Source organism: Lysinibacillus xylanilyticus, assembly GCF_001183605.1.
Classification (GTDB): domain Bacteria; phylum Bacillota; class Bacilli; order Bacillales_A; family Planococcaceae; genus Lysinibacillus; species Lysinibacillus xylanilyticus.
In genome coordinates this window covers 345,021-360,401 of the sequence record NZ_LFXJ01000008.1, presented here as the reverse complement: position 1 = coordinate 360,401, position 15,381 = coordinate 345,021, and the positions used below count along the sequence as shown (strand labels likewise).

Genomic DNA, 15,381 nt, shown 5'->3' with positions numbered 1-15,381 from the left:
GCAGCTGAATCGTTTTTTTGTTGAATAAAAAGAATCGTCATAGCGTGGGGTTGATTTCCGTTCTGGCTGAGCGCTTTCCTGGGGGCGACCAGCCTTCACTCCAATCAGCTTATTTACATGGCGAAGGTTTCAACTAATGTTGTTCCTAATTCTTAGTGGTAAGCCAAGCAATTAAAGGAACAGTACTTCAAATGTTCATCATGTTACGCCCCCTAGAAAGTTCCAATGAAAGTCCCTCATTTTGACACAGTCAAGTATTTTTGGCATTCAGATTGAAGCATTCATCCCCATGCAAATGGAAGCAATAAAAAAAGTCCCCTGCAAAAAGGATTTTTCCTAATTGCAGAGGACGATCATGACCGCGTTGCCACCTCATATTAGAGCATATTTGCTCTCCCTTATGTGCTCAATCTTAGTTCACCAAATCAATTATGACTCGGCATAATTGCGTCCGGAATCGGCTTTGTGTTTAGGTCTGCGTGAGGGCCGACACGATGTCGGTCATTTCGGTAATGCCACAGGACGTGGCATTTTTACCGATGCAGGTCAGTTAGCCGTTATCGCATGGATGCGATGATTTTAGGCTAACATCCTTTAAGAACTCCTTTCCGATTCCATGACATCCGCCGGAGGCTTTAGGCCAACACGATGTTGGTCACTCAGGCGTTTTCACTGGATGTGAAGTTCTTAGCCTGAGTTCCTCTATTTCAGCGAATGAATGGACACACGCTGAAAAAAGTTAAATTGACATATCTTTTGAGTTAATAAAGATTTGTCTTGACTAAGTCGATGCACCCCCTATAACGTGGGGAATCCGTTCGCTATTATCAATTGCGCCTTGGCGTAATTGCATCCAGAGGAATTTATCTCGTTCAGCAGGTGTTTGGACACCCATTGGATGAAGATAATTAGCGACTCTCATAAGTCCATTCACATAAGCTACAAATCAGTTCGCACCATCCACTGACTCTCTAAATTGCACACTTATGCTACTACTCTTATTCAACAATTTCTCAGCTATTCTCATCTAAACTCAGCTCATCTGTTCTAAGGCTGACCTCGCTCCCGAGATCAACTACCTTGGATCGAACAAAAAAGTTAGCCTTATTCTATGCCAAACAACGAAAATTGTCAATCAATTCAGAGAAAAAGGAAAATCTTGAAAGAAGTTTTGACATTATATAAAAGGGAAAATCATCCTTCATATATACCAGAAAAAGCAAATAAAACTACCTACTTTTGTGTATTTATCAAGTATTGACCATGTAAAAATATCAAGTTATAGTAAATTCAGAACATTTATTAATACATAAAAGAAGGTAGGAACGAAAATGTCCGTTCGAAAAAAACTAAATATAGGTTTTATTTCACTCACTTGTTTACTCTTATTATCAAGTATTATTGCATTTTTTCAATTTAAGTCGGTTGAAGGAGATATAGTAGAGGTACTTGATCACAGAATCGTGCAAATTCAATTAACAGAGAAAATACAGCAGCAGATTGCCTCACAAGGTCTATTTTTACGTTCCTATATTCTAAATAGTAAGGACGAGACCACAAAATCAAATTTAGAACGTTATGAAACACTTTTACCAGAAACGATTCAAGAGCTTTCAGGCATTGTTCGTTCCGATTACACAAAAAATATTATGAAGCAAGTAACCGAATTACAGCATGATTTACTAACAAGTTCTGACAAGGCAGTGCAAGCATTTAATAGTGGAAATACAGATTTAGCTTTATCATACATAAATGGAGAAGTGACAAAAAGCAACAAAGAAATTTATACACTGACAAATGATTTATTAAATTACCACGATGAACAGCTTGAAAAGGTTAAAAGCAGTGTTGTCCAAACAGTTGAACGAGCTATTATTATTTCTATTGTCTTACTTGTTTTAAGTGCAATTGTCGGTTTATATTTTATGTATTTTGTAAAACGCTCCATCACTCAACCGCTTCGTAAAGTGATTGACGCTGCCGATACATTAGCACACGGCGATTTAACGATCGCTGAGCTTAAACATAGCTCTAAAGATGAGATTGGTACACTTGCCACAGCAGTAAATACGTTGAAACAAAATTTATCTGTACTACTTAAAAATGTTCAGGACAACGCTACACAATTATCTGCTGCTTCTGAAGAGCTTTCCGCAAGCACTGTAGAAGTGACAACAACTTCAAGCGACATCTCGCATCGAGTACAAGACACGTCAAACCATCTAGCATCATCTGCTAGTGCCTCTCAACAAAGTGCTCTAGCTATGGACGAAACAGCTGCTGGTGTACAACGAATTGCTGAGGCAACTCAAAATTTGCATCACAATGCTATAAATATGACACAGCTTGCTGATACGGGAGGAAAAACTATTACTACTGCCAAAGTGCAGATGGATACAATTTCCGAGGCAACTACACGAATTGCCGATTTAACGCAAAAGCTAAGTAAGCAATCTGAAGAAATCGGGCAAATTACAAAAGTAATTACCGCTATTACGGAACAAACAAATTTACTGGCACTCAATGCTGCCATAGAAGCAGCACGAGCTGGTGAGCACGGCAAAGGCTTCGCGGTTGTAGCAGATGAAGTAAGAAAGCTTGCTGAAGAATCCAATCAATCTGCTGGCCAAATTGTTGCCCTTACAAATGAAATTCAAACGGATACAAGAAATGTTGCCGCTGCTGTGCATGAAGGATTAGCATCTGTCCAGGATGGTGTAGCAAAAATTCATGAGGCCGGTGATGCATTTGATTCCATTACAGAGTCTGTGCAAGCCTTTACTGATCAAATTGAAGATATTTCGGCCACTTCGGAACAAATTTCTGCAAGCGCTGAAGAAGTTGCTGCCTCTGTAACAGAAATTGCAAATGGTGCGAGTATTTCAGCGAGTAATTCTCAAATCATTGCTGAAGCAGTAGAAGAGCAAGCTGCAACAATGCAGCAGGTGAATGAGGTAGCTGAGGAATTAAGCAACAACGCTCAGCAACTGCAATCATTACTACTGCAATTTAAACTTTAATAAACGAAATAAAAAGAATCTGCTGCTTTCCAAAGAAAGCAAGCAGATTCTTTTTATCATCAAAAAAACAGGGAAAGAAATATTTCTTTCCCTGGCTTTATTTGAAGTTAAACAGTAGGCTCGTCAGTACCCCATTGTTTTTTCTCTTTTTTGTGTATTTGACCATCTGACTTTTTCATTTCACGAACTTTAAGTGAATACCAGATTTGTGCAGCAATACAAATTGAAGAATACATACCTGTGATTAAACCAACTAATAACGCGATTGAGAAGTTTTGAATCGACGGTGCACCTAAAATAAGAAGTGACACTGTAACGATAATAACTGTTAACACTGTATTAACAGATCGACCCATTGTTTGACGGAGTGATTTGTTAACGATATCCGCCAACAATTCACGGTCTTTAATCGTATCATATCGATTTAAGTTTTCTCGCATTCGGTCAAACGTAACGATGGTATCATTAATAGAATAACCGACAATCGTCAGTACAGCTGCTATAAACGTAATATCGACTTCTAAGCGCATAAAACTAAATACAGCAACAATTAAGAATACGTCATGTAGTAACGAGACAATTGCCCCAACACCCATGCGCCACTCGAAACGAATTGCTACATAGATAATGATTCCGATAGCCGCAATAGATAATGCTTTAATAGCATTTTTCACAAGCTCTTTACCAACTGTTGGTGACACTGTACTTACGCCAGGTTCATGACCATACTTTTTGCCTACTTCTTTTTTGAATTTTGCAATTTCGGATTGTGATAGATCATGTTTATAACGGATAACCGCAGAGTTACTCTTTTCACCTGCCAAAAGGATATCTTCAGATGAGAAGTCGATACTATCTAAGTATTTAGATACTTCTTCTTTAGTTAAAGTATGATCCGCTTCAATTTGAACACGAGTACCACTTGAGAAATCAATACCAAGGTTTAGACGGAATATACCAAGAACCACTAAACCGGCTACTAGAATAGCTAACGAGAATGTATAGAATTTCTTACGGTTGTGTACAAAGTCAAAACGATCAAATTTCGTTGATAAATCTAATGTTCCGATATTTTCATCTAAGCTATGCTGTTTAGATTTTGCAATACCAAACCAGGCTGGATTGTTGAAATAGCCACTGTTGACAAGTAAACCTAATAGTACACGAGAACCCCAAACAGCAGTTAAGAAGCTTAGTAAAATACTAATTATTAAAGTTGTTGCAAATCCTTTAACAGAGCTTGTCCCCCATTGGAATAATACAGCAGCTGCTAATAATGTAGTTAGCTGTGCATCGACAATTGCTGATAAAGACTCCTTCGAGCCAATCTTGAATGCTTGTTTAACCGAATAACCTACCCGTAGCTCTTCACGAATACGCTCCGCTGCTAAAATATTCGCATCAACGGCCATTCCTATACCAAGCACGATAGCTGCGATACCTGGAAGTGTTAACACTGCATTAATCCAGTCGAATACAACAAGTACTAAGAAAGTGAATATAGCAAGTGTAATGATGGAAATAAAGCCAGGCAAACGGTAGTAGAATAGCATAAATAAGAAAATTATTACTACGCCCACAATACCAGCGAAAATTGTACTTTTCAGTGCTTGGTCACCAAATTGTGCACCAACTGAAGTAGAATAAATTTCATTAAGTTTTACAGGAAGTGCCCCAGCATCTAAAATACCCGCTAGATTTTTTGTTTCTTCAACTGAGAAATTCCCGCTAATCATTACATCTGTTGTATCTAATCTTTGGTTAACTGTTGCTGCAGATGCATAGCGAGGCTTCGCTTTTTGTGATTCAGCTTTATATGAATCAACACCTTCTTCAAAGTCTAACCATACAACGAGTAAATTTTGACCTGCTGGTTTAGCAGCAATTTTACTTGTTACATCAGCAAATTTTTTCGCATCTTTTAACGTTAGCGAAACAATCGGACGATTTTGCTGGTCAAAGGAACCTTTAGCACCACCTGGCTTTAAGTCATTCCCATCCAACAATAAATTGTCATCGACATCACGGAATGTTAAATTTGCAGAAGTAGACAATAATTCACGTGCTGATTCTTGGTCTTCGACACCCGCTAATTGCACACGAATACGGTTTTTGTCTTCAACCTGAATACTCGGTTCACTTACCCCGATAGCATTTACACGTTCACCAAGTGCTGTTGCTGTTGCCGACACAACTTCTGGTGTAATTTTTTGTCCCTTTTGTAATTCTGTCACCTCATAAAGAACCTCAAACCCGCCCTGTAAATCAAGGCCTAGCTTAATATCCTTTAAGACGCCGCCTACAGTCGTACCTATGGTTGCTACAAAAATAACCATTAGTAGTACGAATGCAACTATACGACTTTTTAGTTTCATTTATAAATCCTCCTCGAATTGGTGTAAGGCAATTCCTTACACTACAAACAAGTATATAGCAAGTCCTTTTGAAACGTTTATTCCTCCTTTTCCTGTAGAATAATGTTGCCTGTGCTTCAAAAAGGTTGCTCTACTTATTTCAATCGTTCATAACGCGCAAATTTATCCTTTTATTTGATCAGGTGTATTCCTCCAAAATTAGAAAAGAATTATTAGGAGGGTTTTGAATAAATATACTTATACAAATAAAAAAAGCGCAACACACTCATTATGAAACACGTTGCGCTTGGTGTCAATTCAACACTTTTAGTATTCTTTTATTATTTGACAAATTTCACACATTCTTCTTAAGTTTTAACCGGACCAAGCAGCATTTTTAACTCTTCCGTATTCAAATCTGTAAACCAATCATTACTTTGTAAAAATTCTACTTGATTAAATGATACGATATCGGATGGTGATACTGAAAAAATAGTGGAGATAACTTCATGTAAACGTAATTGTTCAATATTTTTTTTGCGCCATTTTTTTTCTATACAGAAGCGCCATAGTTCTTCTGCTGTAATCGCATCGTATTGATAATGTTTAAACTCTTCCATCTTACTATCAATTGCAGGACGAATTTTTTCAAATAGTTGCTCATACTGCATACTCATTTTGAATCATCTCCAATCAAAGTTGTATCGTAAGACATGTCTGCATACAAATAGTGTAAATGAATTTTTGTGGCTTGAGAAGGGACGGATGGCATGAGTTCTTTTGTACGGGGTACACTATTTTTAATGTTCGTGATTTTTTTATCGAAACTCTTTGGCTTCTTTTATAGAATGCAATTTATGCGTATCGCTGGTGAAGAGGCAGTCGGCATTTATATGACCGTCTATCCGGCGTTCATTTTCTTCATCTCACTCATTCAACTTGGACTACCTATCGCTGTGGCAAAAATTGTAGCAGAGTTACTAGCAAAAAACAAACGCGAAGGCATCTATGGTGTTATGCGTACGGCTATTCTTTGGTCATTTATTGGAATGATTGTCTTTATGCCGATTGTTGCACTTACAATACCATATATCTCGTCTACTCTTTTACATAATGAACAAACAACAATTACGCTTTGGATTGCACTCTTTGCTGTACCAGTATCAGTTGGTTCTGGATTATTGCGCGCTTATTTACAGGGTATTGCGAAAATTACACCAACAGCTTGGGCTCAAATGATTGAACAAATTATCCGCATTAGCTTCATCACATTTACGCTACCTTTTGTGGCTGCCTATGATAATGCTGCCATAACAGCAGCATCTGCTATGGGTATTACGCTACTAGCTGAAGTCGTTGCTTTTTTGTATTTGTGGATGCATTATATTGTTTCAAAGAAAAAATTATTGACACAAAAAAACAAAATCGAGGCATATCCTTCCTCCCCGATGTTACGGATTGCCCTTCCTTCTGCAGGAAGCAAGCTGTTTGGATCCTTTACTTGGTTTTTAGAGCCTATCATTTTTTTAAAGGCTTTAACTATGGCCGGATTGACAGCCTCAGCAGCAACAATTTTATATGGGGTTATTTCGGGTGTATTAGTCCCTCTTTTATTATTCCCGGCTTTTGTGTCTGCAGCACTTTCGATCGTTCTTATACCGGCTGTAAGTGATGCTGTTGCACGTCAGCATATACCGCTCCTGCAAGAACGTATTTCTGTATCATTGCGACTATCATCCTTAGTGGGCTGTGTTGCTGCTACGTACTTTTTCGTTCATGGAGACGACTTAGCTGTAAAGCTCTTTCACTTACAAGAAAATCGTGGTTATGTGAAAATATTAGCGCCTATTTTTTATTTTTATTATATACAAAGTCCATTGCACTCTATATTACAAGCAATCGGTGAGGCTCGCGCTGCAATGATGAACTCCATTTACGGTGGTCTTGGTAAGCTCTTTGTTATGTTCGTACTTGCTTCTCAGCCTGGGATACAAGAAAAAGGTGCCGTTGTAGCAATTGGCTTTGGCGTTTTATTAACTTCATTCTTGCATATTGCAACAGTAAGACAGCGCAAAAATTTACGTGCTGGATTTAGAATGTTTGTAGTTCCATATAGCTGCTTTATTGCCGTTTGTGTTTCTCAATATTTCTTGATGCAGATTATGCCACTACCTTTTATTTTAAGTAGCTGTGTAACCTTGTTTTTACTATTTACTTTCTTACTATTTTCCAATCAGTTGCGCATTACTGATTTGCGCTACCTTCGTAAGCTGGCCAAGAAAGTTTAAGACTCTTTCAGCTGGATATGAAGCCGATCTTCCTCCCATACACAAAAAAATACAGTGTTACTATCCGTAATATTATTTTTAGCAAGCTCTGCCATTAACCAATCAGCATCTTTATGCAAAACCTTTAAATGCCTATCCTGAATATCACCATCGATAATTAGTGGGTAAACAAATGCCTTTTCATCTTTTTGGTATACGGATAGATTGCCAGATGGCTCTAAATAGGCATAAGCAATATCTGTAACGGAAGCATTTCCATTTTCGCGTAATTGTTGACACAAGTCATCTAAATTATAGCGTTGCTTACGCATTTCACTTTCTAAAATAACACCATCTCTTATAAGTAATACTGGATCACCATCAACTAGGTCACGAAATTTTTTATTTTTGAGTGACAAATAAGCAGTTGTTATTTGAATGAAAAACAGCACGATGATTGGTAAAATGACCTTAAATATAGGACTTTCGAAATCATCAAGTGCAAATGCTGCAACCTCAGCCATTAAAATGGATACGACTAAATCAATTACAGACAATTCGCCGACCTCACGTTTACCCATTAAACGGAATATTATTAGGATAAACACATATAAAAAGCATGTTCTTAAAATAATCGTCAAATATTCTTCCATGCAGTCACCCCCATACTAATCAAGGTGACCTTACTCATCGTTTTTTATACAGGATAATGTTATATCATAACTTTGTCTTTTTTTACTTCTTTAAGCAATTATTTTTAGTAGCGAAAGCGAATCGGCAGCTAGAAATGCCTTTTGTATCCAAAGCGTAGCGACAGGTACAGATGTTTTTTGTAACGTAAGTGAAAGGCAGTTATGGAAGTCTCCACCTCTATGGATGGTGAGATGAATGCGGGTATAAGTTACTTTTCAGCGGGTGTACAAACATCCGCTGAAAGCCTAAGTACAAAGCCAATTCCGGACGCAATTATGTCGAGGTATAATTGCTCACTTTTAGTCTCCCAAAATTTTTCTGTGATTTTTGCATACTAACCTTTAAGGAAACCTAGTTTTGAATTAAGAAGAACGCACGAAAACATTAACAAAATAACACCCACTTGCATATAAAAGTAAATACCACTGTGAACTTTCGTAAATCAAAAGAATAAACCTTAGTTGTTTGTGTACAATACAAAGAGCAATAATTCCTGCTTTTCAAATGGCAAAAAGTAAAATTTCCCCGGACAATTAATAATGTTCCCCCAACAAATGTAGTTATTTTAAGCACAAAGCCGATTCCAGACGCAATGTATATCTGTAGCGAAAGCGAAGTGACAGCGGTAACTATTTTCTGTAGCGATAGCAAAGCGACAGATACAATTATGCAGTGGCATAATTGATAATTCAAACATAAAACAAGGTGAGAAAATGAAAAGGATAGTAATTTTTCTAGTTGTTGCTTATAGTATATTGCTCATTAAACCATACCCTATTTATGGAAATAATAATGAGAAGATTCCAGTTCTTATGTACCACCATTTAGAAACAAATGTGAATAATAATACAGTCATTTCCCCAGAGAATTTCGAAAATCAAATTAAAACGCTTAAAGAAAATGGGTACAATTCGATTACAACCCAAGATTTATATGATTACTTAAACGGTAAAACAGAGTTGCCTAAAAATCCGGTGTTAATAACTTTTGATGATGGTTACTTAAGCAACTTTGAAAAAGCTTATCCAATTTTGAAAAAATACAAAATGCATGCAGAAATCTTTGTTATCACCAGTCACATCCTAGAAACAAATGAAAAAAATGTATATACAAACGAAATTCCCAAAATGAATTGGGATCAATTAAAAGAAATGAAAGATTATATAACCATCCAAAGCCATACTTGGAATTCACATTATAAATTACAGTCATTCAGCGGAGGAATGAAAGGTGCCATATATGGTCGTAGTTACATTAATGGAAAACTAGAAACACAAGCAGAGTACGAAGAAAGGGTTAAAAAAGATTTTAATCTTTCCAGGAAAATTATTAAAGAAAAATTAGGATATGAACCCATTGCTCTTAGCTACCCCTTCGGAACTAATTCTGAAGATGCAATGAAATTAGCGAAGGATGTTGGATTTAAAATGGCTTTTGTTATTAAAAATAAAGGTGTTACTATGGGCGATAATGTATATGCTTTAAGCAGAATAACGGTAAACGGCAATGAAACTGGAGCAGAATTAATTAAGAAATTACAAAATGGTGGCACTTGAATAAAACAAAAGAGAAAAAATCATGTATCGATATATGCCTTGGCATAATTGCGTCCGGAGTCTTTAGGCCAAATAATTTCATCTGTACCTATCGTTTCGCTTTCGCTTCAAAAAATAATGCTGAAAGAAGATAAAAAAAAGACTTACAACTAATGTAAGTCTTTTTCTAATTATTATTTTTATTGGTCGCCATTCACTACTCGTCCAATTGCTTGGCGGTCAAATTTAACGCGCACATTGTCTGAGATCTTTAATGTCACAGCTGTGTCCTCAATTGAGTCTATCTCACCATGTAAGCCACCGATTGTAATAACTTTATCTCCACGTTGCAAACTACCCTGCATATTTTGTGTTTGCTGCTGTCTCTTTTTAGCAGGGCGGATTAAAATAAACCACATTGCAACGAACATTAATAATATTGGTGCGAATCCTAATAGTTGATCCATCATTCTTGCCCCCTTTCCAGTTCTTTTTTAGTATAGACTATTCCACCATAAAAAAGCGATGGACAAGCCCAAATTTTTTCTATATTACTAATATTTTTTCTAAGATAGACATTTTTTTGCTAGAAATATTCACAGTTCGCACAAATTTACATAGTTTTTTACCAAATTTTAGAAGTTCTTTGCATTTGGTTCATTAAAGCCGTACTTCTCGAAAAATTCTTCTCGGAAATCGCCAAGACGGTCTTCGCGTATTGCCTCACGTACTTGTTCCATTAGCTTCAATAGGAAGTGTAAGTTATGGTAAGTCGTTAAACGGATACCAAACGTTTCTTCTGTACGGATTAGGTGACGAATATATGCGCGTGAATAATTTTTACATGTATAGCAATCACAGTTCGGATCAATTGGTCCGAAATCACGTGCATATTTTGCATTTTTAACAACTAAACGGCCTTCAGATGTCATTAATGTGCCATTACGAGCAATACGTGTCGGTAATACACAGTCAAACATATCAATGCCTCGAATAGCACCATCGATTAATGAGTCAGGTGACCCTACCCCCATTAAATAACGTGGTTTATTAGTTGGCATTAAAGGTGTTGTAAACTCTAACACTCGGTTCATAATATCCTTAGGCTCACCAACAGATAGCCCTCCAATAGCATAACCTGGGAAATCTAGCTCAACTAATGCTTCTGCAGAACGGCGGCGTAAATCCTCGTATTCTCCCCCTTGAATGATACCAAATAGACCTTGGTCTTCTGGACGATTATGTGCCTCTTTACAACGTTTAGCCCAACGTGTTGTTCGATCTACTGATTTCAGCATATAGTCATATGTCGCAGGGTAAGGTGGACATTCATCAAAAGCCATCATAATATCCGAGCCTAAATCATTTTGAATTTCCATCGCCTTTTCTGGACTTAAAAACAATTTGTCCCCATTCAAATGATTGCGGAAATGAACGCCTTCTTCTTCGATTTTACGGAATTGACTAAGTGAGAACACTTGGAAACCACCTGAATCTGTTAAAATCGGGCGATCCCAGTTCATAAATTTATGCAAGCCACCTGCTTCCTTAACAATATCATTACCTGGTCGTAGCCATAAATGATACGTATTTGACAGAATAATACCTGCATTCATGTCCTTTAATTCCTCAGGTGACATTGTTTTAACAGTTGCTTGTGTACCAACAGGCATAAATGCTGGCGTTTCAAAAGAGCCATGCGGTGTATGCACGATTCCAAGGCGTGCTCCTGTTTGCTTACAAGTATGAAGTAACTCATAACGAATTGCTGGTTGTGTCATATTATAAAAATCCCTCTCTTATCTAAAGTAAAAACAGTACTCCGATTTTTTCTTTATTCTCCTTTTGGACGAATAAACATAGCATCACCAAAGCTAAAGAAACGATATTTTTCTTCTACAGCTTGATGGTATGCACTTAAAATTGTTTCTCTTGTTGCAAGCGTACTAACAAGCATTACAAGGGTAGACTTTGGTAAATGGAAGTTTGTGATTAAACCATCCACAATAGTAAATTCATATCCCGGATAAATGAAAATAGACGTCCAACCTTGTTCTGCTCGCACTTCGCCTCCATATTTAGAACCGATAGTTTCTAATGTACGTGTAGAGGTTGTACCAACTGCAATCACTTTTCCACCATTACTCTTTACTCGGTTTATGATAGATGCTGTTTCTTCCGTTACACTATAAAATTCGGAATGCATTTCGTGATTTTCAATTGAATCTACACTTACAGGACGGAAAGTTCCAAGTCCCACATGTAAAGTGATAAATACAACTTCGACCCCTTTTGCTTTTACTTGCTCAAGTAATTCTTCTGTAAAATGCAGGCCTGCAGTCGGCGCTGCAGCTGAGCCACGCTCTTTTGCATAAACGGTTTGGTAACGATCCTTGTCCTCTAATTTTTCACGAATATATGGAGGTAGTGGCATCTCACCAAGTTGCTCTAAAATTTCATAAAAAATCCCATTATATTTAAACTCAAATGTACGCCCACCATGATCAAGCTCTCCTGTACAAGTAGCTGTCAGTAAGCCATCTCCAAATGTTACAACTGTGCCGACTTTTACACGTTTAGCTGGTTTAACAAGTGTTTCCCATTCATCTGTACCTGCCATTTGCTTTAATAGCAGTACTTCTATATGAGCACCAGTTTCCTCTTTAACGCCCATTAAACGTGCTGGCAAGACTCTTGTATCATTTAACACAAGGCAGTCTCCCGCTTGTAGCTCATCTAAAATATGAGCAAAATGATGATGCTCTACATTTTTTGAGCCTGGCGTCACTACCATTAAACGACTAGCTGTTCGGTCCAAAAGTGGTGTTTGTGCAATAAGCTCTTCTGGCAATTCAAAATCAAAATCTTCTACACGCATGAAAATACTTCCTTCTTCTAGGTTTGTTGGGGATATTCATATCCGAAATGTTCGTAGGCTGAATGTGTTGCCACACGTCCACGTGGCGTACGCTGTATAAAGCCAATTTGCATCAAATATGGCTCGTACACATCTTCAATCGTTACGCGTTCCTCACCAATAGATGCTGCCAGCGTATCTAAGCCTACAGGGCCACCACGGAAGCGCTCAATCATATTGGTCACAAGTTTATGGTCAATATGGTCAAGCCCTCTAGGATCGACTTGTAATAGCTCAAGCGCTTGCTTAGCAAGTCCCTCCGTTATCATACCATCTCCGAGCACCTGTGCATAATCTCGCACTCGTTTTAGCAAACGGTTGGCAATACGGGGTGTTCCACGCGAGCGTGTCGCCATTTCAAGTGCTGCTACTTGCTCAATCTCAACATCAAATAAATGCGAACTACGTACAACAATTTCTGCAAGTGACGTATTATCATAATACTCCAATCTCAATAACACGCCAAAGCGATCCCTTAAAGGTGCTGATAATGCGCCCGCTCTTGTTGTTGCACCAACGAGTGTAAATGGCGGTAAATCAAGTCGTACAGAACGCGCCTCAGGGCCTTTACCAACGACAATATCTAGACAAAAATCCTCCATGGCAGGGTAAAGCACCTCTTCTATTGCACGAGGCAGGCGATGGATTTCATCGATAAAAAGCACATCCCCTGGCTCCAGTGAGCTTAAAATAGCTGCTAAATCTCCAGGACGTTCGATCGCAGGCCCACTAGTCATGCGCACATTGACATTCATTTCATTAGCAATAACAGCAGCTAATGTAGTTTTCCCAAGTCCAGGCGGTCCATATAACAGCACATGATCTAAACTTTCCTGACGAAGCTTTGCCGCTTCAATGAAAATTTGTAAATTCTCCTTTACCTTATGTTGACCAATATATTGTGCTAATCTTTTTGGCCGTAAAGATAATTCAAACTGTTCATCATAGCTACCTGCCTCTCTAGCCATCATACGTTCAGACATGTACTTCCCCCCCTTTCACTATTTTAGCTTTAATAGCAATTGTAAAGCTTGTTTCATAAATGCATCTGTTGTTTCAAGCATGTCGTTCTCTTCGAGCTGTGGACGTATTTTTTCTAATTCTTTTTCAGAATAACCAAGTGCCATTAAGGCAAGAGTAGCTTCTTCAAGCTCATGTTTATACGGATTAACACCAAATAACGGTAACTCATCTTCTGTGCTTGGTAACTCAATAGTATCCAGCAATCCGCCGAGTTTTCCTTTTAAATCCAGAATCATTTGACGTGCTGTTTTCTTACCCACACCAGGAAACTTTACTAAAAACGATTCATCTTCTCGTTCAATGGCACTGATAACCTGTTGCGGATTCCCAGTAGCTAAAATAGCAAGTGCACCCTTCGGTCCAATTCCTGACACTAAAATAAGCTTACGAAACAGCTCTCGTTGGTCTAAATTTGGAAAGCCATATAATACTTGTGCATCTTCACGTACATGCAAGTGAACAAAAATTTGTTGCTCAAGCGCCGATGTCCGGAACGCAAATGGATTTGGTGTATTTAGCTGCCACCCAATCCCTTGCTGCTCAAGGACGATATACTCTGGAGTTATACGCATTACTTGTCCTTTTAAATAATCATACATTCTATAATCCCTCACAATCATCGTCTTCGATTATAGCATATTACGAACGAATGCTCGACAATAAGAAATAACACAAGTAGTCTTGCACATACAAAAATGACCGCCAAAAGACGGTCATTTCTTTATCATTTTATCAATATCGTACCACAGTTTTGGCCAATATGTGAGAGCTCGTTTTGTAAATGGCACTAAATAATCTAAAAATACCAGCTGTTGATCTAATGGTAAATCTACTGCAAAAAGCCATTCACGTAATAGCTCATTTGGATATTTTAAACGATGTAGCTTTCTTTTATCTAATCGTTTCAACTCTGGTAGCTCAGCAAATATTTTACCAAGGTCATAATCTACTGCTGGCAATACACGATGTAACCATAAAATATATTCATCATCAGCTTCCCCAAGGTGAGCCAAATCAAAATCAATTAAACGTAATTCCCCATCTGAGCACCATAAAAAATTATGATGGACGACATCTCCATGTAAAAGCGTTATTTCTTTTTCAGGTACATCTTCCTGAGCAATTAGCTGTAACGATTTCTCGCTATAATGTGAAATTTGATTGATTTCTTCTTTTGTTAAAAATGCACGAAATTCATTCCGTCTGCTCTTAAAACGCATATGACGCATTTGCCATTTTAAAAGCTGTGAATAGGTATGCAAACCTGGCATCCGCTGCCAAGCAATTTTTTTATGTGTATCATGTAACGTATTTAATAGCTTTAGTGATTCCTTCCGATCCTTTTTATGTGCAAAATTAGCACTATGACTTCCTTCTTGCCAATCTTGCACGATTAAATACTCATCATCACTTTTCATTAAAGGTAAGATCAATGAGGGCTCTAGATGTCCAAGCTGTCGATGGATAACCCTTACCTTTTCTGCTATTTCTATCTGCTTTGCTCGTTTCACAAAATAAATATTGGATTGATATTTATACTTCCAAATATTCGGCTTTACTTCTTCAATGATA

At 37.7% G+C, this 15,381-nt stretch carries 12 protein-coding genes; 3 read left to right on the top strand and 9 right to left on the bottom strand.

What is annotated here, in order from left to right; genetic code table 11:
• Positions 1-1,331: 1,331 nt before the first annotated feature.
• A complete protein-coding gene (locus tag ACZ11_RS16840; protein ID WP_049667682.1) occupies positions 1,332-3,020 on the top strand; it encodes a methyl-accepting chemotaxis protein in 1,689 nt (562 codons plus the stop codon).
• A gap of 107 nt (positions 3,021-3,127) precedes the next feature.
• Here ACZ11_RS16840 and secDF read toward each other — a convergent pair whose 3' ends face one another.
• Together secDF and ACZ11_RS16830 are read right to left on the bottom strand one after the other, a co-directional pair.
• A complete protein-coding gene (gene secDF / locus ACZ11_RS16835; protein ID WP_049667681.1) occupies positions 3,128-5,395 on the bottom strand; it encodes a protein translocase subunit SecDF in 2,268 nt (755 codons plus the stop codon).
• Between the two features lie 347 nt (positions 5,396-5,742).
• Positions 5,743-6,051 (bottom strand): post-transcriptional regulator, encoded by a 309-nt coding sequence (locus ACZ11_RS16830; protein ID WP_049667680.1) that lies wholly within the window; start codon positions 6,049-6,051, stop codon positions 5,743-5,745.
• A gap of 93 nt (positions 6,052-6,144) precedes the next feature.
• Here ACZ11_RS16830 and ACZ11_RS16825 point away from each other — a divergent pair, with 93 nt between their 5' ends.
• Entirely contained in the window at positions 6,145-7,662 is a 1,518-nt protein-coding gene (locus ACZ11_RS16825) for a putative polysaccharide biosynthesis protein (protein WP_049667679.1), read from the top strand.
• Here ACZ11_RS16825 and ACZ11_RS16820 read toward each other — a convergent pair.
• The gene (locus ACZ11_RS16820) at positions 7,659-8,294 is read right to left on the bottom strand and encodes a DUF421 domain-containing protein (RefSeq protein ID WP_049667678.1); all 636 of its coding nucleotides are present in this window, start codon (positions 8,292-8,294) and stop codon (positions 7,659-7,661) included. The two genes, ACZ11_RS16825 and ACZ11_RS16820, sit on opposite strands and share 4 nt — an antisense overlap.
• Before the next feature lie 753 nt (positions 8,295-9,047).
• On the opposite strand from ACZ11_RS16820, the gene ACZ11_RS16815 reads away from it, so the two are divergent.
• Complete coding sequence (locus ACZ11_RS16815; RefSeq protein WP_049667677.1) at positions 9,048-9,890, top strand: polysaccharide deacetylase family protein; 843 nt, start codon at positions 9,048-9,050, stop codon at positions 9,888-9,890.
• 179 nt (positions 9,891-10,069) lie between these two features.
• Here the strand turns inward: ACZ11_RS16815 and yajC are convergent, their stop codons facing one another.
• From yajC to ACZ11_RS16785, 6 genes are all read right to left on the bottom strand, one after another.
• Entirely contained in the window at positions 10,070-10,336 is a 267-nt protein-coding gene (yajC, locus tag ACZ11_RS16810; RefSeq protein ID WP_049667676.1) for a preprotein translocase subunit YajC, read from the bottom strand.
• Positions 10,337-10,504: 168 nt separating this feature from the next.
• Positions 10,505-11,650: a tRNA guanosine(34) transglycosylase Tgt gene (gene tgt / locus ACZ11_RS16805; RefSeq protein WP_049667675.1), complete on the bottom strand. Its 1,146-nt coding sequence runs from the start codon at positions 11,648-11,650 to the stop codon at positions 10,505-10,507.
• 53 nt (positions 11,651-11,703) lie between these two features.
• Positions 11,704-12,747: a tRNA preQ1(34) S-adenosylmethionine ribosyltransferase-isomerase QueA gene (gene queA, locus ACZ11_RS16800; RefSeq protein ID WP_049667674.1), complete on the bottom strand. Its 1,044-nt coding sequence runs from the start codon at positions 12,745-12,747 to the stop codon at positions 11,704-11,706.
• Between the two features lie 17 nt (positions 12,748-12,764).
• A complete protein-coding gene (gene ruvB, locus ACZ11_RS16795; protein WP_049667673.1) occupies positions 12,765-13,769 on the bottom strand; it encodes a Holliday junction branch migration DNA helicase RuvB in 1,005 nt (334 codons plus the stop codon).
• Positions 13,770-13,787: 18 nt separating this feature from the next.
• On the bottom strand, positions 13,788-14,408 hold the full coding sequence (gene ruvA, locus ACZ11_RS16790; protein ID WP_049667672.1) for a Holliday junction branch migration protein RuvA: 621 nt from the start codon (positions 14,406-14,408) through the stop codon (positions 13,788-13,790).
• A gap of 114 nt (positions 14,409-14,522) precedes the next feature.
• Positions 14,523-15,320, bottom strand: coding sequence for a phosphotransferase (locus tag ACZ11_RS16785; protein WP_236690892.1), 798 nt, complete (start codon positions 15,318-15,320; stop codon positions 14,523-14,525).
• Positions 15,321-15,381 lie beyond the last annotated feature (61 nt).